The 21,780-nt window shown below is 65.9% G+C and carries 12 protein-coding genes; 6 read left to right on the plus strand and 6 right to left on the minus strand.

Going from position 1 to position 21,780, the window contains the following annotated elements; genetic code table 11:
- The first annotated feature begins 2 nt into the window (after positions 1-2).
- Positions 3-578 carry a TMEM165/GDT1 family protein gene (locus HUX88_RS16235; protein WP_176362433.1) on the plus strand — a complete coding sequence of 192 codons (576 nt, stop codon included), beginning with the start codon at positions 3-5 and terminating at the stop codon, positions 576-578.
- Positions 579-685: 107 nt separating this feature from the next.
- Positions 686-937, plus strand: coding sequence for a hypothetical protein (locus HUX88_RS16240; RefSeq protein ID WP_229213071.1), 252 nt, complete (start codon positions 686-688; stop codon positions 935-937).
- A gap of 6 nt (positions 938-943) precedes the next feature.
- Here the strand turns inward: HUX88_RS16240 and HUX88_RS16245 are convergent, their stop codons facing one another.
- The 3 genes from HUX88_RS16245 to HUX88_RS16255 form a co-directional block, all read right to left on the minus strand.
- Complete coding sequence (locus tag HUX88_RS16245) at positions 944-3,100, minus strand: CehA/McbA family metallohydrolase (protein ID WP_176362434.1); 2,157 nt, start codon at positions 3,098-3,100, stop codon at positions 944-946.
- A gap of 206 nt (positions 3,101-3,306) precedes the next feature.
- Positions 3,307-11,979, minus strand: a complete 8,673-nt coding sequence (locus HUX88_RS16250; RefSeq protein WP_176362478.1) for a GH36-type glycosyl hydrolase domain-containing protein — start codon at positions 11,977-11,979, stop codon at positions 3,307-3,309.
- Positions 11,980-12,156: 177 nt separating this feature from the next.
- Entirely contained in the window at positions 12,157-14,199 is a 2,043-nt protein-coding gene (locus tag HUX88_RS16255) for an aminotransferase class V-fold PLP-dependent enzyme (protein ID WP_176362435.1), read from the minus strand.
- 120 nt (positions 14,200-14,319) lie between these two features.
- Between HUX88_RS16255 and HUX88_RS16260 the strand changes: the two genes are divergently transcribed.
- Entirely contained in the window at positions 14,320-14,796 is a 477-nt protein-coding gene (locus HUX88_RS16260) for an Lrp/AsnC family transcriptional regulator (protein WP_176362436.1), read from the plus strand.
- A 62-nt stretch (positions 14,797-14,858) separates the two neighbouring features.
- Positions 14,859-16,022 carry an HPP family protein gene (locus HUX88_RS16265; protein ID WP_176362437.1) on the plus strand — a complete coding sequence of 388 codons (1,164 nt, stop codon included), beginning with the start codon at positions 14,859-14,861 and terminating at the stop codon, positions 16,020-16,022.
- 59 nt (positions 16,023-16,081) lie between these two features.
- Here the strand turns inward: HUX88_RS16265 and HUX88_RS16270 are convergent, their stop codons facing one another.
- Positions 16,082-16,741: a hypothetical protein gene (locus HUX88_RS16270; protein ID WP_176362438.1), complete on the minus strand. Its 660-nt coding sequence runs from the start codon at positions 16,739-16,741 to the stop codon at positions 16,082-16,084.
- A gap of 213 nt (positions 16,742-16,954) precedes the next feature.
- Here HUX88_RS16270 and HUX88_RS16275 point away from each other — a divergent pair, with 213 nt between their 5' ends.
- Positions 16,955-18,772, plus strand: coding sequence for a DUF885 family protein (locus HUX88_RS16275; protein ID WP_176362439.1), 1,818 nt, complete (start codon positions 16,955-16,957; stop codon positions 18,770-18,772).
- Between the two features lie 38 nt (positions 18,773-18,810).
- Here the strand turns inward: HUX88_RS16275 and HUX88_RS16280 are convergent, their stop codons facing one another.
- Positions 18,811-19,269, minus strand: coding sequence for a thioesterase family protein (locus tag HUX88_RS16280; RefSeq protein WP_117012698.1), 459 nt, complete (start codon positions 19,267-19,269; stop codon positions 18,811-18,813).
- A gap of 200 nt (positions 19,270-19,469) precedes the next feature.
- Between HUX88_RS16280 and HUX88_RS16285 the strand changes: the two genes are divergently transcribed.
- On the plus strand, positions 19,470-20,876 hold the full coding sequence (locus tag HUX88_RS16285; protein WP_176362440.1) for a sensor histidine kinase: 1,407 nt from the start codon (positions 19,470-19,472) through the stop codon (positions 20,874-20,876).
- On the opposite strand, the gene HUX88_RS16290 is transcribed toward HUX88_RS16285, so the two are convergent.
- On the minus strand, positions 20,873-21,481 hold the full coding sequence (locus tag HUX88_RS16290) for an ArsR family transcriptional regulator (RefSeq protein WP_117012696.1): 609 nt from the start codon (positions 21,479-21,481) through the stop codon (positions 20,873-20,875). The two genes, HUX88_RS16285 and HUX88_RS16290, sit on opposite strands and share 4 nt — an antisense overlap.
- Positions 21,482-21,780 lie beyond the last annotated feature (299 nt).

A 21,780-nucleotide genomic window follows, 5' to 3' on the forward strand; every position in this document is an offset into this window, starting at 1 on the left:
CCATGGAAGCCTTCCTCGTCTCTACCGGTATCGTCGCCCTCGCGGAAATCGGCGATAAAACCCAGCTGCTCGCCTTCTGCCTGGCCGCCAAGTTCCGCCGCCCGCTGCCCATCGTCGCCGCGATCTTCGTCGCCACCATCGCCAACCACACGTTCGCCGCGGCGGTCGGCGCCTGGATCACCAGCCTGCTGGGTCCCGACATCCTGCGCTGGGTGCTGGGCGCGTCCTTCCTGGCGATGGCCGCGTGGACGCTGGTGCCGGACAAGATCGACGACGACGACATGCCGCTGGCGAAGTACGGCGTGTTCCTGACCACGCTGATCGCCTTCTTCGTCGCCGAGATGGGCGACAAGACGCAGGTGGCCACGGTCGCGCTGGCGGCGCGCTATCACAGCCTGGTGGCGGTGGTGTGCGGCACCACCTTCGGCATGATGCTGGCCAATGTGCCGGCGGTCTACCTGGGCGACCGCATCGCGCACCGCGTCTCGCTCAAGCTGGTGCACGGCATCGCGGCGCTGGTGTTCGCCGTGCTGGGCGTGGCGACGCTGCTGGGCGCCGGGTCCAGCCTCGGCGCGTAGGGTCAAGTCTTTATGCCCCGCTCCGTGTGTTACCGCACGGATGCGGAGGAATTAACAATCTATTATACTTGTCACTTCATTATTGGCAGGGGCAAGGAATGCGATTGATGAGCAAAATTGCGGCGCTGGTGTTGTGCGCCTCCGCGTTGAACGTTCAGGCTTATGCGGCAGAACCGGCGCCGGTGGCGGCACACGCCACCAGCGCTTCCGGCATCGCCAAACCGGTCAAGCCGGCCAAAAAGGCCGACATGGTGTCGGTGCCGGAGCCGGTGAACTACAAGCTGATATTGCTCGGCATCGGCGTGCTGCTGCTGTTCGCGCGCAACGGCAAGAAGCGCGAACAGCCCTGGACCAACTAAGCGCGCCTACTGCACGTTCAGCGTGACGTCGTCGATCAGGAACGCGGTCGACACCGTCGAACCTTCCACACCCTCGAAGTATATCCTCACCGTCTGGCCCTTGTAGGCCGACAGGTCGAAACTCTTCTGCACATACGTGCTGCCCTTGTTCAGATTCGAATACGTCGCCAGCGTCGCCAGCACCGCGTTGGCGCCGCTGCGCACCTGCACCTTGAGCGTGTCGTAGGCGGTGGTGGTGGTGGTCTCGTCGGACACCACCTGCAGCCAGAACGCCAGCGTGGCGCTGGTGGCGTCGGCCGGTATCGTCACGGTCTGGTACAGCGTGTCCGTGTGGGCGCTGCCGTAGCCGTCCAGCCAGGCCTTGTAGCTACCCGCATGCGCGGCCTGGCTCGCGTCGTTGCTGATCACGCCCGACGTCGCGGTCCACGATGCGGCGCCCGACTCGAAGCCGCCGTTGACGATCAGCTGCGTGGCCGTGGGCGGCGTGGTGGTGCCGCCGCCGCTGGTCTGCGTGACCCACACCGGCGCCGACCACAGGATGTTGCCGTCGTTCTGGGTGATCTTGGCGTAGTAGAAGTGCTCGCCCACGGCCGGCGTGATGGTGGTGCTGGCGGTGGCCGACAGCTGCGTCACCGTGCCGTTGCGGCCCGGGACACCCTCGTACATCTTCACCGACGATACCGTCTTGCCGCTGCTGCTGGCGAAGTTGGCCACCAGGTTCAGGGTGCCGCTGTTGGTGAAGCGCTCGCCCATCACGTGGCCGTTGGCGGTCAGGATCAGCTGCGAGGTCTTGTCCATGGTGGCGAACACGCGGCGCGCCTTGATGGCGGCGATCATGCTGGCGGTGGTCAGCGGCGTGCCGGTCGGCAGCAGCACGCCGGTGCGGTTGGTGTAGGACACGCCCCAGTTGGCGCAGTGGTTGTCCTGGTCGCTGGAGAAGGCGACGTGGTAGCCCGCCTCCAGCGCCTTGTTGCAGGCGCCTTCGTAGGTGCTGCGGCCGGTCTCGCTCTCGCTGGTGTTGGTGGAGAAGGCCGAGGTGTTGAGCACTTCGCACAGCGCCATCGCCTGGTCGCCGTCGGCGGTGTAGCCCAGCGCCGTGCCGTTGACCAGGAACTGGCCCGACGATTCGGGATGGTTGAACTGGCCGATGTAGCCGCGCTGGCGCATCAGCGTGTACAGCGCGGCGTAGTCGTTCTTCGGCGTCAGCGTGTCGGCGATCAGCTGGCCGCTGCTGTTGCTCTCCCATCCCAGCAACTCGGTGGTGTTGAAGATGTTCATATGGCCGCCGTTGTTGATCACGCCCCACTCCAGCCCATACATGCCGAGGAAGTTGGCGTGCGCGCTGTTGAAGTTGGCGGCGGCGGTCAGCCCGGACTGGAACAGCGCCTTGGCGGTGACCGGATCGGCCGAGGCGTTGGTGCCGTCGGAACCGTCGTACATGTGATTGTGCTCGGAGGCCATCAGGAAATCGAGGCCCTTGTTCATGGCGTACTGGTAGGCGTCGGCCGGTCCCAGGGCCGCGCTTTGCGGCGCCTGCGCGCCGGTGCAGCTGCCCAGCGGGCCGCCGCCGTCGCTGTGGTTGGTCTGGCTGTGCAGGTTGCCGAGGTAGATGGTGTACGGCAGCGACGATGTCGCGGCCACGCTTTGCGCCACCAGGCCGGCCTGGCGCGTCGGGCGCGCCCGCGCGGTGTTGGTCGGCAGCGCCTTGAAGGCCGGCATGGCCTGCGCCGGATTGCGGCCCACCGAGATGTCCCAGCTTTGCTCGACCGTCTCGTCGCCGGTGACGGCCTGCATGCGCGCCAGGTAGACGCCGTCGGTCAGGATCAAGCCGTCGGCGCGGCCGTCCCACGCGATGCTGACGTCGACCGGCTTGCCGGCGATGCGCTGCACGCCCTGCCACTGCTGGACCACCACGCCGTCCGGGCTGACCAGCTCCAGGCGCCAGCGCACGTCCTGCTCGCGCTCCAGCAGCGGGAAATCGAAGGCGAGCTTGAAGGTGCGGGCTTCCGGCCGGTCCTGGTCGGCGCCGTCGGCGGCGAAGGGCGCGTGCAGCGTGGCCTCGAATTCGTGGTGGTCGGCCTTGGACGCGTGGACCGCGCCAATCGCGCCGGAGGACAGCATCAACATCATCGCGAGCCGGGACAGCATCTTAGATTTGTTCATCAGGTTCTTTCTCTCTGCGGTTGGGGATCCAAAATATTGGCAACTATGCATGACAGGAAGATGACGAACCAATTCGAATTTGCTTGGCTATTCAGAGGTCTTTGGAATAAATGCGGTGGCTACTGGGCGCGCACGCGACAACGGCGCGAAACTAAATTTTCGCGCCGTTGTACCGATGATGAAAATGTCCAGAATGGGACACTCTGTTAAGAATTTAACTTGGCCGGCATGAGCAGTTCGACCTTATGGATGCTGGCGGTATCGTGCAGGTCGATCGCCAGCGCCAGCTGGCGCACGCCGTCCACCGTCAGCACCGGCGCGGCGGTTTCCGCCGACTTCACCACCCGGATCACATACGAGCCTTCGCCATGGCGGTACGTCAGCGTGAAGTGATCCCATTCGGCCGGCATGCGCGGCGCCAGCGTGATCTGGGTGGCGGTGCGCGTCAGGCCGAGCAGCGACTCCAGGATCAGCCGGTACATCCAGCCCGACGAACCGGTGTACCAGCTCCAGCCGCCGCGCCCCACGTGCGGCGCCACGGCGTAGACGTCGGCCGTGACCACGTAGGGCTCGACCTTGTAGCGCGCCATGCCTTCCGGGGTGCCGCCGTGCTGCACCGGGTTGATCATGCGCGCCAGCTCCCACGCGCGCTCGGTCTCGCCCAGGCGGGCGAAGGCCATCGCGGTCCAGATGGCGGCGTGCGTGTACTGGCCGCCGTTCTCGCGCACGCCGGGCACGTAGCCGCGGATGTAGCCCGGGTTCGGGCCGGCCTTGTCGAACGGCGGATCGAGCAGCTGGATGATCCCTGAATCGCGCCGCACCAGGCGCTGGTTGACCTGCTCCATCGCGCCGCGCACCCGCACCGGATCGGCGGCGCCGGACAGCACGCCCCAGCTTTGCGAGATCGAATCGATCTGGCATTCCTCGTTGCTGTGCGATCCGAGCGGCGTGCCGTCGTCGAAATAGGCGCGGCGGTACCACTGGCCGTCCCACGCGTTCTGCTCGACGTTGTATGCCAGCTTCTTGGCCTCGCCGCGGCATTCGGTGGCGAAGTCCACGTCCTGCATCAGCTCCGCCACTTCGGCGAAGCGCTGCAGCACCTCGCACAGGAAGAAGGCCAGCCACACGCTCTCCCCCTTGCCATGCTCGCCCACCTTGTCCATGCCGTCGTTCCAGTCGCAGGAGCCGATCAGCGGCAGGCCATGCTCGCCGAAGCGCAGGCCGTTGCGGATGGCGCGCACGCAGTGCTCGTACAGCGTGCCGCTTTCGCTGGAGCGGCCCGGCATGTCGTAGTAGGAGTCCTCCTCCGGCTTGACGGCGCGGCCCTCCAGGTAAGGCATGCTTTCGGCCAGCACGCCAGTGTCGCCGGTGGCGATGACGTAGCGCCAGGCGCCCAGCGGCAGCCACAGGTAGTCGTCCGAGCAGTGGGTACGCACGCCGCGGTCCGACGGCGGATGCCACCAGTGCTGCACGTCGCCCTCCAGGAACTGGTGGGCGGCGCACAGCAGCAGCTGGTCGCGCAGCAGCTGCGGTTGCGTGTGGATGGTGGCCATCGCGTCCTGCAGCTGGTCGCGGAAGCCGAAGGCGCCGCCGGACTGGTAGTAGCCGCTGCGCGCCCACATGCGGCAGGCGATGGTCTGGTACATCAGCCAGCCGTTGGCCAGCAGGTCCAGCTCCGGCTCCGGCGTGTCGATGCGTACCGCGCCCAGGGTCTTCTCCCAGTGCGCGTGCACGGCGGCCAGCGCCTCGTGCGCGGCGCCGGCGCTGCGGTGCTTCTGCGCCAGGCTGCTGGCGTCGGCGTTGCGGCGGCCGGCCACGCCCAGCACGAAGACGATCTCGCGCTCCTGGCCGGGCAGCAGGTCGAACGGCACCTGGATCGCGGCGCAGGCGTCCAGCCCCGCGCCGATCTTGCCGGACAGGCGCGAGCGGCGCAGCGCCGCCGGCGCAGCCAGCGTGCCGTTACGGCCCAGGAATTCGCTGCGGTCGGCGGTGTGGGTGCGCAGCGTGGCGTCGCAGTTGAAGAAGGCCACGCGGCCGGTGAACTCGGTGTTGTAGGGGTTCCTGGCGAACAGCGCGCCGCTGACCGGGTCGGCCTCGGTGACGATGTGCATGCCGGACTTGGAACGCATGTCGCCCAGCACCCATTCGACGTAGCCGGTGGCCGACAGGCGCCGCGTCACCAGCGAATCGTTGCGCACCTTGAGCACCGTGTACTTGATCGGCGCGTCGGTGGCGACGAAGACGGTCATCTCGGTGGCGATGCCGGTCTCGCTGTGTTCGAACACGCTGTAGCCGAAGCCGTGGCGCGTGACGTAGCCGCCGTTGCCGCGCGCCGGCAAGGCGGTCGGCGACCAGAAGCGGCCGCTCTGCTCATCGCGCAGGTAGAAGGCCTCGCCGCTGGCGTCGCTGACCGGATCGTTGTGCCACGGCGTGAGGCGGAACTCGTGCGCGTTCTCGTGCCAGGTGTAGGCCTGGCCGCTCTCCGAGATCACGCAGCCGAACTGCGGGTTGGCCAGCACGTTGGACCACGGCGCCGGCGTGCGCCGCGCATCGCTGGTGGAGATGACGTATTCGCGGCCGTCCGGCGTGAAGCCGCCGATGCCGTTTTCCAGCATCAGCGGGCGCACCGCCGGCGTGGCGGGGCCGGCGTCCGCGTAGTCGCCGCGGTTGTCCGTCATCAGCGGCGGCATGCGCATGGCCGGCGCGCCGGGACGCTTGATCTGCTCGGCCAGCGTGCCGCGGCTGTCGCTGAGGATGGCGCGCGCCACCGATTGCAGCAGCACGCGGTCCTCGTTGGCGATCTGGTCGACCAGGCGCACGAAGATGCCGCCCGGCCGGTCGATGGCCTGGGCGTCGATGCCGGAGGCGATCAGGCCCATGATCTGCTCGTGCAGCAGCTGGCGGTAGCCCGACTGGTCCTCGTACCAGATCACCAGGTCGACCACCAGGCCTTTCAGGCGCCAGTAGGCGTGCGCCTGCACCAGCTGGCGCGCCAGCTCGATGTTGGCCGGGTCCTTGATCTGCAGCAGCACGATCGGCAGGTCGCCGGAAATCGCGTAGGCCCACAGGCCGGACTGGCCGCGCTGGTTCTTGGCCAGCGTGCCGGCGTCGGCGCGCAACGCTGCGTTCGGGTAGATGACCGAGTTGGCCAGGCGGCCGTACAGCTGGGCGTCCGCCTCGCTGGCGTTGAGCTGGCGCAGCACCACCTGGCTGTGGGTCCACGCCAGTTCGAACACGCGGTCGGCCAGGTGGCGGTCCTGGTATTTGTCGATCAGGTGCAGCGCGGCGTCGCGCTGCTCGGTCATGCCGGTGACGATGTCGACGATGGCCGTCTGGTCCGGCTGCAGCGTGATGGTGTGGCGGATCGCCACCACCGGATCGAGCACCGAGCCTTCGGCGCCGCTCAGCGGTTCGCCGTTCAGCATGGCGTCGGGCGCGGCGGCGGTGTTGCCACGGCCGATGAAGCGCGAGCGGTCGGTCTCGAACGAGACCTCCGTGACGGCGGCGTCGTGCACCATCATCGAGTGCATCAGCCACGGCATCACGTCGGCCTGGCCGCGCGGGCGGCGGGTGCACAGGATGGCGTTTTCGTCGCGCAGGATCTCGGTCTGCACGAACAGTTTGCTGAAGGCTGGGTGGGCGGCGTCGGCGGCGGCCGGCGCCATCACCACCTCGGCGAAGCTGGTCACCTCGATGGTGCGCACGCGGTCGGACTTGTTGGTGATGCGGGTGCGCCGCAGTTCGATGTCGTCCTCCGGCGAGACCACGATCTCCGTGTACAGGTCGATGTTGCGGTCGGAGCGGCGGAACTCGGCGCGGCCCTCGGAGAAGATCACCTCGTGCTTGCGCGGATCGACCAGCGTGGGCTGGTAGGTGGTGGACCAGAAGCGGCCATCCTCCATGTCGCGCACGTAGCAGAAGTTGCCCCAGTTGTCGCGGGTGCTGTCCTCGCGCCAGCGCGTCACGGCCAGGTCCTTCCAGCGGCTGTAGCTGCCGCCGGCGTTGGTGACCATGACGTGATAGCGGCCGTTGGACAGCAGCTGGGTTTCCGGCACCGGCGTGGTGTGCTGGCTCAGGATGCGCATCGGCATGGCCTGCTCCGGCACGCTGGAGCGGATCGCCGCCAGCTCGCTGGTGTTGGAGTAGAAAGCGCCCGCCTCCGGACTGCGTTCCTGCAGCACCAGCAGCGTCGATTGCAGCAGCGGATCGGATTCGAAGCGGCGCTGCATCGGCCGGTCGTGCAGCAGGTAGCTCAGCGCCAGCAGTCCCATGCCCTGGTGGTGCACCATGAAGGAGCGGATCACTGCGGAGGCCTGGCCGCGCGGCAGGCGCGAGGCCGTGTAGTCGACCGCCTCGAAGAAACCGTAGCGGCCCATGTAGCCCAGCCCCGCCATCTTCTGCAGGTTGAGGCAGGCCGCTTCCGGCCGCACCATCAGTCCCAGCATGGTGGCGTAGGGCGCGATCACCAGGTCGTCGGCCAGGCCGCGCTTCAGGCCCAGGCCCGGCACGCCGAAGGCGCGGTACTGGTAATTGAGGCTGGCGTCGACGGTGTTGTAGCCGGATTCGGAAATCCCCCACGGCACGTTGCGGCGCTTGCCGTAGTCGATCTGGGCGTCGATCACCGCGCTGTAGGTCTGGTCGAGCAGCGTGCTCGGATAGTTGGGCATCACCAGCAGCGGCATCAGGTACTCGAACATCGAGCCGCTCCATGACAGCAGCACCGGCTTGCCGGCCACGATGCACAGCTGGCGGCCCAGCGCGAACCAGTGCTCCTGCGGCAGCTGGCCCTGGGCGATGGCGACGAAGCTGGCCAGCCGCACTTCCGACGCCAGCAGATCGTAGTAGCTGGCATCCAGCCGGCGCTCGGAGACGTTGTAGCCGATGGCCAGCAGGTTGGTGGTCGGATTGAACAGGAAGCCATATTCCATCAGGGCGTATGCGCCGCAGCGCTGCGCCAGGCTGGCCAGCTCGCGCATGCGTTCGTGGGCGGCGGCGGCGCCCTGCGCGCACAGGCCGGCCAGCGCCAGCTGGCGATCGCGCTCGGCCGGGGCCAGGTCGTTGGCCAACACGGCGGCCGGTTGGTCGATCATGGCGGCCAGTTCGCGCAGCGTCGGCACGCGCGACAGGCTGGTGTCGAACACGGCGTCCGCCGGCAGGTCGACCCAGGGCGCGAGCAGCGTCAGGTCCGCCAGCGCGGCCTGGCATTGCCGCACCAGCGCGGCGGACCACATGGCCGCCTCGCCGTGGGCCTCGGCTTCCGCCGGCGGCGGCAGCTGGCCGGCGGCGGAAGCCACGCGGGTCAGCCAGGCGTGCATCTGCTGCAGGTTGCCGGCGTCCGGCGCGGGCGCCAGCGCGGCCAGCAAGGCGTTCAGCGCGGGCGCCTCGGCGCCGGCCTGCGATTGCTGCAGCACCTCGCAGGTGGCGACGACGCCGTCCACCGTCTGCGGCCCGAGGATGGGCTGGTCGTACAAGCCGGTCAGGCCGGCCTGCAGGGTCAGCAGGTGGCCGGCCAGGTTGCCGCTGTCGACGGTGGAGATGTAGATCGGGTGCAGCGGCTTGAGGGTCTGCGTGTCGTACCAGTTGTAGAAGTGGCCCTGGTGGCGTTCCAGCTGGTCCATCGTGGCCAGCGTGCCGGCGGTGCGCTCCATCATCTGGCCGACGGTGATGTAGCCGAAATCGCTGGCGCTCAGGTTGGCCAGCAGCGCCATGCCGATGTTGGTCGGCGAGGTGCGGTGCGCCACCACATGCGCCGGATGCTCCTGCATGTTATCGGGCGGCAGCCAGTTGTCGTCCGGGCCGACGTAGCGTTCGAAATAGGCCCAGGTGCGGCGCGCCAGCTGGTGCAGGAAGCGCTGCTGGTCCGGCGTGAGCTGGGCCTGCCGGCGCACGATCGGGCGGCTGATCCGGTCCGCGATGGCCGGCGCCAGCAGCCACGCCAGCAGGAACAGCGCGGCCGGCGCCAGGCTGGTTGGGCGCCAGCCCAGCAGCGCGCCGCCGACGAACAGCGCCAGCACCGGCGACACCCACATGGTGCGCCACACGCCGGTCGCGCCGTCGGCCGCGCGCGTCAGCGCCGAGGCCCGCCATTCCAGCAGGTGCTTGTGCGAGACCAGCAGGCGCCAGCCGCTGCGCAGGATGGCGTCCAGGCTGAAATAGGCTTCGTACGGCAGGAACGCCAGCATCAGGATGGCGTGCGCGAACTGCATGCCGCCGCGCCGCAGCGCGGCCCGTATGTGCTGGCTCCACAGGGTGTCCTCCGGGCGGTGTATCAGGTCGTGCGTGGTGCTGGCCAGCGGCGGCACGAAGATCACGGCCAGCACGGCGCCGGCCCACAGCCACGGGTCGGGCAGCCAGCGCCATGCGGTGATCAGCGACAGCACCAGCGCTGGCGCGGTCAGGCTGCGGCGCAGGTTGTCGAACAGCTTCCAGCGCGACAGCAGCGACAGCGGATTGCGCTCGCGCTTGCGGTTCGGGCCCGGCACGCGGCCGAACAGCCACGAGGCCAGCTGCCAGTCGCCGCGGGTCCAGCGCTGGCGGCGGCTGACGTCGTCGCTGTAGCGGGCCGGGTAGGCCTCGTACAACTGCACGTCGCTCAGCAGGCCGGCGCGCAGGTAGCAGCCTTCCAGCAGGTCGTGGCTGAGGATGCGGTTGTCCGGCAGCCGGTCGCCCAGCACCTGCTCGTAGACGTCGATGTCGTAGATGCCCTTGCCGATGAAGGAGCCTTCGAAGAACACGTCCTGGTACACATCGGAGACGGTGCGGGTGTAGGGGTCGATGCCCGGCTCGCCGCCGCACAGTTTTTCGTACAGCGAGGCGTTCTCGCTCGGCAGGCTGACCGTGACGCGCGGCTGCAGGATGCCGTAGCCCTCCACCACGCGGCCACGCGCGCTGTCGATGCGCGGCTGGTTCAGCGGGTGCCGCATGGCGGCGATGAACTGGCGCGCGGCCTCGCGCGGCAGCTGGGTGTCGGTGTCGAGCGTGATGACGTACTTGATGTCTTCCAGTTCGCCGAGGTCGCCCACCACCAGGCTGAATTTGTCGCGCGCGCCGCCGCGCAGGAAGCGGTTCAGGTCCTGCAGCTTGCCGCGCTTGCGCTCCTCGCCCATCCACACGCCTTCCTGCGGATTCCAGCGGCGCGGGCGGTGCAGCAGCAGGAACGGCGACGCGGCCTGGCCGTTGGCGTGGGTGGCGTACTTGCGGTTCAGTTGCTCCACGCAGCGGCGCATCTGCTCCATCAGCGCGGCGTCGGCGGGCAGGGTTTCGGCGGCGGCGTCGGCGAAGTCGGTCAGCAGGCAGAATATCAGGTTGGGATCGCGGTTGGCGAGGAAGCGCACCTCCAGCTGCTCGCACAGATCATCGACATTCTCGCGGCTGTAGACCAGCGTCGGCACCACCACGACGGCGCGGGCGTCGGTCGGCACGCCATCCTTGAAGTCCATGCGCGGCAGCGGATTGGGACGGGTCACCAGCGTGGCGATCCAGTTCACCAGGCTTAGTGCCAGCTGGCCGCTGCCCGCCAGCGCCAGCACGCCGAGCAGCACGATCACCGGGCCGTGCACGCCGTTGCGCGCGGCGCGCTCCAGCAGCAGCGCGGTCGACACCAGCGAGATGGCGGCGATGGCGCCGAGGTAGGACGTCAGCGGCGAGGCGCGCGAGGTTTGCTGCAGCGCCTCCAGCCAAGGGCGGCGCATGCCGGTCTGCTTTTCCAGCGCGGCCAGACCGCCGCCGATCAGGTAGAAGCCCACGTGGCCGTGGCGCGCGTCGCCGCCTTCGAAGTGGGCCTGCGCCAGCTGCAAGGCCTGCTGCGCCACTTCGACTTCGGAATAGCGCGAACGCTTGGCGATCTTCTCGATCGCGTGGCGGTATTGGTCGCGGGTGGCGAATTCCATGCGGCCGTAGATGGCGGCCGGGTCCTGGCGCAAGGTCTGCTCGACCACGCTCATGGTCTCGACGAACTCCTGCCAGTCCATGGTGCCGAGGAAGCGCAGGCTGCCGATGCTGTTGGCGATCGAGACCTGCTCGGCCGCCTGCTGCTGGATCTCGGCCTGGATCTGCTGCTCGATGGTCTGGTCCGATTCGGCCAGGCGGTGCGTGATCCACGACAGCGCCAGGGTCAGCGCCGGGCTTTGTCCCTGCAGGCGGCGCGCCAGTTCGGCCACGAAGGCGCTGGTGATGGGCGGGTTGGAGCGCGCCATGTCGGCCACCATCAGTATCAGGCCGCTGGGATTTTTTTCGGCGACGTCGGTCATCTGGTCGGCCCAGGTGTTGGCCAGGTCGCGGTGGATGCGGTTGTCGGCCACGCGCGCGGCCACGCGCCGCAGGTTCTCGATCAGCGCCAGGCGCAGCATGATGGGGATGGCCCACAGCTCGCCCAGCTGCAGCGTGGCCACCTCCTGGTAGGCGTCGACGAAGCGGCACAGCGATTCGGGATCGACGCGGCCGTCGCCGTGGGCGATGATCTCCAGCGCGATCTTGTACACGCGCGGCGTGCCCTCCGGCGCGCCCTTGCCCAGGCGCGGCAGCTGCTTGCTGTAGTTCTTGGGCAGGTGGCGGCGGGCGATGCGGATCTGGTCTTCGATCAGGTAGAAATTATCCAGCAGCCATTCGGAGGCGGGCGTGATCTGGCGGCCGGCCTTGACGGCGGCGGTCAGCTCGTCGCAGGTGGAGTCGATGACGGCGGCGTTTTCCGCCAGCCGCGCCAGCAGGCGGTCGCGACCGCCGCGCTTGCTCAGTTCGTGGTGCGTGGCCAGCGTCTTGCCGTGCGCGGCCATCTGCGCCGCGCTGAACAGCTCGGCGCGCAGCGGCAGGTCTTGGTCGTCTTCGTCGGACAGCAAGGCGCCGGAGGGAGATTCGCGGAAGCCCAACGCGATGTCGGGCATGAGGGGGGCGGACTTGTTCAACGGTGTACCTCGTTTTGATTCTGCGAATAGGAAATTATCTGCCTAGGCATCCTACGGGGGCGCACGGCACGCGACTGTGCGCTGACGTACATACAGAATTTCCACGAAAAAAAAGGCCGCTTGCGCGGCCTTGTAAAGGAAGAAACCTTGATCTGATCAGGCCGCCTTCGCGAGCGGCGCCAGCGCCAATCCGCCGCTGAGGCTGTATGCCTGCGCGTGGCCGAGCCGGTGCAGCAGCTGCGCGGCCTTCTGGCTGCGGTTGCCGCTGCGACAGAAGAACACCAGCGGTGTGCGCTCGCCGCGCAGCCAGTCGCTGGCGTGCTCGGCCAGGCGGCCCAGCGGCACGCTGAGGGCCTGGCGTCCGCCCGGAGCGGGCGCGGTCGTCGCGGCGAATTCATACGGCTCGCGCACATCGACCAGCTTGGCGTCGGGATGGGCTTGCAGGAAGGCGTCCAACGCGGCGCTGTCGAGTTGCATGTCCGCAGACGCGCCGGCATTGGCGGGCGCGGCCATGCCGACGCAGAACTGGTTGTGTTCGTCGCGTGTCGGGCACAGCAGCGTCTGCGCGCAGGTCAGCGGACGCAGCGCGTCCACGGCGGGCCGCGCGCTGAAGGCGAAGCGCACCGCGCGCGGCGCCAGCGTGTCGCCGTCGGCCACGCCCAGCAGGTAATGGCGCGCGGCGCCGTCCGCCACGCGGGCCAGCGTCTGCGCGCCGAGCTTGATGACGGCGGCGGCAGGCCAGCCGTAGGCGTCGGTCGCGGCGCGGTGGTCGAAGTGGCGGCCGAGCGCTTCGATCAGCACGCTTCTATCGACGCCGGTCGTGGTGCTGACGATGGCCTGCACGTGGTAGTTCTGGCAGCGCACATAGGATTCGATGCGCCCGGTCATTTCCGGCAAGGGATCGATGACGATGCAGCTGCGGCTGGCGGCGTCCAGCACCAGCCAGCTGCACGCGCCTTCGACGCCCAGTTGCAGCAGGCCGTCGTGCGGGACGGCGGTGCGTTCGGACGGGATCAGGCAGCTGGCGCGCAAGGCCGCGCCGCAACGCTCGATGCGGCGGCAGGCGTCGGCTATGGTGGCCTCGTCCGCCAGCGGGCCGAAGGACATGCGGATGGCGCCGGCGCTGCGCCACAGCGGCGCGTGCATGGCGTCCAGCACGTAGCTGGGCGCGGCCTTGGCCGCCGAGCAGGCGCTGCCGGAGCTGACGCGCACCTGGGCGGCGTCGAACACGTCCATCAGTTCGCGGCTCGACAGGCCGGGCACGGAAAAGTTCAGCGTGGTCGGCAGCGATTTGTCGAAGGGGTGATTGAACACCACGCCGGGCAAGGCGGCGCGCAGGCTCTCGGCCAGGCGAGCGCGATAGCTGGCCAGCTGGTGATGGCTGCGGAAGGTGTCGCCGCGTTCCAGCGCGGCCAGCACCACGCCCAGCGCGGCGATGCCCGCCATGTTCTCGGTGCCGGAACGCTGGCCGCCCTCCTGGCCGCCGCCCATGATCAGCGGCGTGAACGGCGCGCCGGCGCGCACGTACAACATGCCCACGCCTTTCGGCGCGTACAGCTTGTGGCCGGAGAACGGCGCGTAGTCGATGCGGGTGGCGGCCAGGTTCAGGTCCAGCTTGCCCAGCGCCTGCACGCAATCGACCAGCCAGTAGGCGGGGCTGCCGGTCTCGGCCAGCACGGCCTCGATGGCGGCCAGGTCGGTGATGACGCCGGTTTCGTTGTTGGCGGCCATGGTGCACACCAGCGCGGCTTGCGGCGCCAGCGCGCGCAGCTGGGCCAGGTCGTGCGCGCCGTCCTGGTCGACCGGCAGTTTGTGCAGCGTCAGGTTCAGGCCCAGCAGGCGGTTCCAGTGCGCCAGGCTTTCCGGCACGGCCTTGTGCTCGGTCGCGCCGTAGACCAGCAGGCCGCCGATGGCCTCGCCGCGCTCTCGGCGTTCGCGCAGCGCGACCAGCGCCGACAGCACGGCGGTCTGGATGCCTTCGGTGGCGCCGCTGTTGAACATCAGGCGGCCTTCGCCCACACCCAGCAGGCGGATCGCGCAGGCGCGCGCCTGGTCCAGCAGGACTTTGGCCTTGAGGCCGGTGCCGTGGCTGCTGCTGGGATTGCCGTAGCGCTGGCCCATGGCATCGGCCGCAGCGGCGATGGCGGCCGGCAGCACGGCGGTGGTGGCGTTGCCATCAAGGTAGATTTCGGTCGTCATGAAAATGCCTGTGTCATCAATGCCTACAGTTTACTCAGCCGCGTGGAAACAGATGTACTAAAATACCCTTGATACGCATCCAATTCAGCATTTTTATGCTCCATTTCAGGAAATAATAGAATGAACCAACTCGATCGCTACGACTATGCAATTTTGTCCGCATTGCAAGGCGACGGCACGCTGTCGATCGCCCAGCTCAGCGAACGGGTCGGGCTGTCCACCACGCCGTGCTGGAAGCGGGTGCGGCGGCTGGAGGAGGAAGGCTATATCGAGAGCCGCGTGGCCATCGTCAACCGCCGCAAGGTGGGCTTGCCGGTGACGGTGTTCGTCAGCGTGCGGACCAGCCAGCACGACGACAAATGGCTGGCGCGCTTCGCCGCGGCCGTGGTCGCCCTGCCGGAAGTGCAGGAGTTCCATCGCATGAGCGGCGACATCGATTATCTGTTGAAGGTGGTAACGAGCGATATCGAAGGATATGACAGGTTTTACAAGAAGTTGATCAAGGTGGCGCAGCTGTCCGGGGTATCGTCGGCGTTTTCGATGGAGCAGATCAAGATCACCACGGCGTTACCGCTGGAGCTGGTTTCGCACCAATAATGTGCAGTGGCGGGCCGAGCATGGGATAATATTTGTCCCATATCAAATACTTGATTAAGCCCATGCGCGCACTGCTCGACCGCTGGCTGCCCAGCCCCACCACCGCCAGCCGCCGCGAACAATTGCGCGCCGCCGGCGGCGCCCTGTTCGGCCTGCTGCTGACCGCGCTGCTCGGACAATCCATGGCGCCCGGCGCGCTGTTCCTGGTCGCGCCGATCGGCGCCTCGTCCGTGCTGCTGTTCGCGCTGCCGGCCAGTCCGCTGGCGCAGCCGTGGTCGGCCATCGGCGGCAATGTGGTCAGCGGCCTGATGGGCGTGCTGTGCGTGCGCTGGTTCGGCGACGTGCTGTCGACGCCGCTGCTGTGCGCGCTGGCCGCCAGCACCGCGATCGCCGCGATGTTCGCGCTGCGCTGCCTGCATCCGCCCGGCGGCGCGGTGGCGCTGACGGCGGTGATCGGCGGCCCGGCCATCCACGCGGCCGGCTTCGCCTTCCCGCTGGTGACGGTGCTGGTCGACACGACGCTGCTGGCCGTCATGGCCATGCTATACAACAATCTGACCGGAAGGCGCTATCCCCATGCACAGCAAGGCGCGCATCCGAACCCGCACGCGACCAGCGACGCCGTGCCGACGGTGCGGCTGGGCTTCAAGCCGGAAGACCTGGACGCCGTGCTCAAGCAATACAACCAGGTGCTGGACATCAGCCGCGACGAGCTGGAATCGCTGTTCATGCAGACCGAGCAGCGCGCCTACCAGCGCCGCTTCGGCATCATCAGCTGCGCCGACATCATGTCGCGCGACATCATCAGCGCCGAGTTCGGCACCAGCCTGGAGGAAGCCTGGCAGCAGATGCGCGCACACCGCGTGGCCGCGCTGCCGGTGCTCAACCGGGCGCGGCGGGTGATCGGCATCGTCACGCAGACGGATTTCCTGGAGCACGGCGGGCTGGACGACTATCGCAGCATCCGCCATCAACTGCAGCGATTCCTGCGCAAAAGCGGCGTCACGCACACCGAGAAGGCCGAAGTGGTCGGACAGATCATGACCCAGCATCCGACCACCGCGCGGCTGGACACGCCGATCGTCGACCTGGTGCCGCTGATGGCCGACTCCGGCTTCCACCACATCCCCATCGTCGACCATGAACAGCGTTTCGCCGGCATCATCACCCAGTCGGACCTGGTGGCGGCGCTGTACGAAAGCCGTTTCGCCGAAGCGGCGGCCTGAAAGAAAAAAGGCCGCGCCCGAGGGCAGCGGCCAGGCTGTGCTGCTTTGTTATGCTTGTATCAGGAGGCGGCCTTGCGGCGGCTGACCACCGCGCCCAGCAGGCCCAGTCCGGCCGCCAGCATGGCGTAGCTTTCCGACTCCGGCACGGGGGACGTGATGGCCGCCCCTACCGTGGCGCCGTAGTAGTACTCGCTGTTGGGGGTAACGAAGCTGATATCGGTATAAGTTCCGCTAAATTTCAGCAAACCGTTCCCTTCGTAGCCGGTGACGGTCAGGCCGCTGCTCACCAGCGTACCGCCGCCCCAATGTCCGGCGCCCTGGCTGAGGATGGTGAAGCTGCCGTTCTGGAACACAAAGCTGACCGGCACGCCGCTCTGGCCGACGCTGAACATGTCGATGTATGGATCGACCACCGCCTGGCTGAAGTGGAAGTGATTGACGGTGGCATTACCGCCCGTCATCAGAATGGTGCCGTTGCTGCCTGGTGTGTTGGTCACTTCAGCGTTGGTGAACGACGAGGGCACGTCGTAGATGTTGGAACTGTAATCGAGGCCTATCGTGTCGCCCGTATAGGTGACGTTGATCGTCTGCGCGTTCTGCGTCAGGCTGCCGCTGCCGGCGTTGACCCAGGCCGTCCAGCTGACGGTCGGCGTTACCGCGGATGCCGCCAACGGTGCGGCCAAGGCCAGTGTCCATGCGGCTTTCATGATTTTTTTCATGCCATCCCTCCCTGTGTATAGTGCGGTGCAAGTTACGCGACCGAGTTCTCAGCATACGCCGGTTTTTTATGCTTTTTAAACAATTATATTTGCAAATTTGAATTTAGAATTTCCATGGAAAAACAATGTATCACCGATACAAAAATTGTCCCAGCGCCGCCCCGCAATGGCTTATGCTAGGCGCCAATTTTGTGACATCCCGAGGACGTAACCATGACGTATCGCAGCAACACCCTTGCTACTCTTGCCCCGCTCGCAGCGGCCGTGATGCTGGCGTTCGCGCCGCTGGCGTCCAGCGCCGCCGCGCCGGCCATCGCTGTTCCGCAAGTCAGCGCCGCGCCCGCCCACAAGGCGCTGCGAACCCTGGCCGACCAGTACTATGACGCCGGCGCCCGCTTCGAGCCGCTCAACGCAACGGAAAACGGCGACAACCGTTTCGACGATCAACTGGGCCTGAGCATCGCCCCGGCCAAGCGTGCCCAGCAGTTCAAGCTGTATCGCCAGTTCGCCGACCGCCTGAAGACGATCAAGCGCGCCCAGCTGGACAACGGCGACCGCATCAACTACGACATCCTCGGCTATGAGCTGAACCAACTGCTGGCGATGGAGAAGTTCCCCGAACATCTGCTGCCGATCAACCAGATGGACAGTGTGCCCGTGACGCTGGCCAACTACGCGGGCGGCGAAGCCTCGCAGCCGATCGGCACCGTCAAGGAATACGACGCCTACCTGAGCCGCATCAGCCAGCTGCCGGCCTGGATAGACCAGGCCATCGCCAATATGCGCGAAGGCATGAAGCAAGGCATCACCGAGCCGAAAGCCATCATGGAATCGGGCTTGCCGCAGTTCCAGAAGCTGGTCAGCGCCACGCCGGAAAGCAACATCTTCTACACACCGATCACCAAGCTGCCGGCCGCCTTCGCCGACGCCGACAAGCAGCGCCTGACCGCCGCCTACCGCAAGACCGTCGGCGAGCAATTGATGCCGGCGCTGGCCCGCCTGGCGACCTTCCTGGAAAAGGAATACGTGCCGGCCTGCCGCACCACCACCGGCCTGGGCGCGTTGCCGAACGGCGCCGCCTGGTATCAGGCACGCGTTGCCGGCGCCACCACAACCTCGCTCAAGCCCGATGAAATCCATGCCATCGGCCTGAGGGAGGTCGCGCGCATCCAGGCCCAGTTCGAAGTGCTGGGCCCCAAGCTGGGCTATACCGGCCCCGCCTCGGGCCTGCCGGTCTGGGTGGCGGCGCAGCCGAAATTCTATCCGTTCAAGACCGAGGACGAAGTCCAGGCCGTCTATCGCAAGCTGAACGATGTGCTGGACACCAAGCTGCCGCTGATGTTCACGCTGCTGCCGAAAGCCAAGCTGGACCTGCGCCTGGAACCCGAACTGAGCCGCGCCACCGCGTCGGACCACTACACGGCGCCGGCCGGCGACGGTTCGCGCCCGGGCGTGTTCTGGTCGGTGGTGAACGATCCGGGCAAATACGGCAGCACCGGCATGACCACGCTGTTCCTGCATGAGGGCAAGCCCGGCCACCACTTCCACATCGCCCTGATGCAGGAGCTAAATCTGCCTAACTTCCGCAAATATGGCGGCAACAACGCCTTTACCGAAGGCTGGGCGCTGTATGCGGAAACGCTGGGCAAGGAAATGGGCTTGTTCGACGATCCGGCCCAGTACTTCGGCCACCTGAACGACGAACTGCTGCGCGCCACCCGCCTGGTGGTCGACACCGGCATGCACGCGCAAGGCTGGACCCGCGAGCAGAGCATCCAGTACATGCACGACACGCTGGGCTATGACAATTCCGCCAAGACCGAAACCGAACGCTATATGGCCTGGCCCGGCCAGGCGCTGGGCTACAAGATCGGATCGCTGAAAATCGTCGAACTGCGCCAGCGCGCGGCCAAGGCGCTGGGCGACAAGTTCAGCCTGCCGAAGTTCCATGCCGTGGTGCTGGGCGACGGCACGTTGCCGCTGGCCCTGCTGGAGGAAAAAGTCGACCGCTGGATCGCGGCACAGAAGTAATCGCAACAGGGCGGGCCGCGCGGGCCCGCCCTATCCTGCTATTTGGCGTAGCGTTTGATGCGGGCGATCACCAGTTCGGGCAGGGCCGTGATCTGCTTTGCATGGTTGGCAAAGACGATCTGCTGGCGCCCCACCGACACCGGCTTGCCATCCGCATAAAAGCGGAACTCCAGCCAAAACGAACACTTCCTCACATCAAAAGCATTCAACTCGCAGTGGACTTCCTGGAAAGGGAAGGTCTCCCGCAGGTAGTCCTGCTCGGCGCGCTTGGTGATGAACACCCCCTCGTTTTGCAGCATGTCGCGCGAAATACAATCAAAAAACCACTTCTCACGGCAAATGCCCTGCCACTCGAAATACCGCGCGAAATATGTATTGCCGTAGGCGTTGGAATCCTTCAGGAAAATCGTCAGGGCGTGGGTGAACGTCTGCTTGGCGTTGATGGCGTTCGCAGCGGTGATTTCGGACATTTCTACTTCGGTGGCGTGCAGCAGCATGGGAATTCCCCTTTAAGATGAGTTGGACCGCCCTGGCCTGCGGCCGAGAACGTTTGCCCGCAAGCCGGGCAGGAACACTTAAAGGGGATTTCCCATGTGCTTGTTTGATAAAACGCAAACACCTATTCAATACTCAAGCGAGCTAGATCAACACGCGCAATACTTCGACCTAATCGTACCCAGTTCGTTGGAAAAAGCGCATGCATTCCCTACTGCCCGCCGTGGTCTCCCTGCTCTTCCTTTGCTACGGCGCGTACGTGCTGCATTCGCGCGGGGTGAGCCGCATCAGCCTGACGTTTTTCCTGCTGTGCGCCACCACGTTCTGCTGGCAATTCACCTGGGCCGTGCTGTTCCAGATCCACGACGAGCATGAGGCGTTGGCGCTGGCCAAGCTCGGCTATCTGCTCATTCTCTTCCTGCCGACCACGCTGTACCATTTCGTTGCCGAGTTGACTGCGCAGCGCAGCGAGCGGCGCTGGGTGGACCTGTCCTATGTCGGCGCCGGGTTGCTGGGCGTGGTCATGCTGAGCACCGATTGGCTGATCGCCGGCGTGTATCCCTATTTCTTTGGCTTTTACCCCAAGGCGGGGCCGCTGCACGCGCTGCATCTGCTGCAAACCGGCCTGGTGGTTGGACGCGGCCTGTGGCTGCTCTACCGGCGCCAGCAACTGGCCGTGTCGACCGAGAGGAGCCGGCTGCGCTACTGCCTGGTCAGCCTGCTGATCTACTTCTTCGCCTCGGTCGACTATTTGTGCAACTACGGCGTGCAGTTCTATCCGCCCGGGGTGCTGTTCGTGGCGGCCAGCCTGGGCCTGATCGCCCAGGCCATGGTGCGGCACAACCTGCTGGCCGACCCGATGGAGGTGGCCGCCACCATTGCCCACGAGATGCGTACGCCGCTGGCGACCATCCGCAACCAGTCGCGGGTGCTGGCCAAATGCCTGCCGGATCTTCTGGCCGGCTATCAAAGCGCGGTGGAGCATCACCACATCCAGCCGCTGCTGCAGCCGGCGCAACTGAATTACCTGAGCAAGCTAACCCAGCATATTGAAGCGGAAATCAGCCGCTCCAATTTCATCGTCGACATGATGCTGGCGTCCGCCCGCGCGGGCAGCCTGAACCGGAACGACTTCGCCAATCATTCAATCAAGAAATGCGTGGATGAGGCCCTGGCCTGCTATCCGTTCGAAAGCTCGATGCGCGACAAGGTCGTGGTGAAGGCGTCCGAGGACTTCACGTTTTTCGGCTCGGATGTCTTGCTGGTCTATGTGCTGTACAACCTGTTTAAAAACGCTTTACACGCGATTAAATCGGCCGGCCGGGGCGAGGTTGAAATTGCCTTCTTTACCAATGGAGATAGCAGGCAGTTATTGGTGACGGATACCGGAGCGGGAATACCGGACGATGTATTGCCGCATGTATTTGAGCCTTTTTATAGCACCCGGCATAATGGCGGCGGCACCGGAATGGGATTGGCATTCTGCCAGCGGGTAATTACCGCATTTGGCGGAAAAATACAGTGCGAATCCCAGGCTGGGCATTATACGAGATTCTCCCTATTATTCCCGCAGCGCCAGGCATGGACTGGCGATCAGATGCCGGATTAATTTACGGCGACTTCTTCGCCACTGATCTTTTCCAGATCGGTTTCATCGCCCAAGACATATATTTTCTGCTCCCGCAACACCTGGAGAATAAAAGGCTGTTGCTCGCGCAGACGGCGTTTAAAGTCAGGAATGGAATACAGATTGGGATTGATTTTACGCCGCAATAAACGTTCGGCGACCGGCAGGCGGGATAATAACTCGCCGTAGCTGGTATTATCGCCGATCAGCATTAATTCCACGGGCGTATCCATGCCCTCATGTTCCTTGGCCGTGGCGCCATAAACAAAGGCCACATTCAGCACATGCTGCAGCGGCGCCAGCGCCGAATTCAGCACGCTCACCAGGCCGAAGGTTTTCTTGACCAGGTTGCTTAACTCCCCGAATACGATGCATTCCTTGTTGGGCTTAAAACGGCGCACGTTGCCAATGCGCTCGGACACGATGACGCCCGACTCATGCAGCCGTTTCAGCTCCCGCTGGGCCGAGGCGCTGCCCAAACCGGTCAGGCGCATGATCTCGTTCAAGTGGAATCCTTGATTGACACGTACAAATAGCAAACCCAGCAGCTTCTGCTGGGCAGGGGTGAAGAGTGCTTGAGCGATCATGAGCCAAATCTTAGCATGAACACACCACAGTCTGGCGTGTTTAAACGTAGGGTTTTCCTGGTTTACTTGCAAGTGGCAAGCCGGTGCGCCATCGCCGGCGGATACGGCCGCCGCTGATGGGCAGGCCGGCACGCACCGGGGGCGAACATACGAACGACCGCCGCAGGGCGAATTCCATATTAACCCCGCTTGTCGCGAGTGGAAGCGGCAAACAGGCCGCGATTAACTCCTCTTCTCGAAAAGGCGATATTCAGATGAATTATATTTAAAAGCACACCGGCCATTTAAAACGCGGCCTT

The organism is Duganella sp. BJB1802 (genome assembly GCF_013369445.1).
Classification (GTDB): domain Bacteria; phylum Pseudomonadota; class Gammaproteobacteria; order Burkholderiales; family Burkholderiaceae_D; genus Rugamonas; species Rugamonas vulcania_A.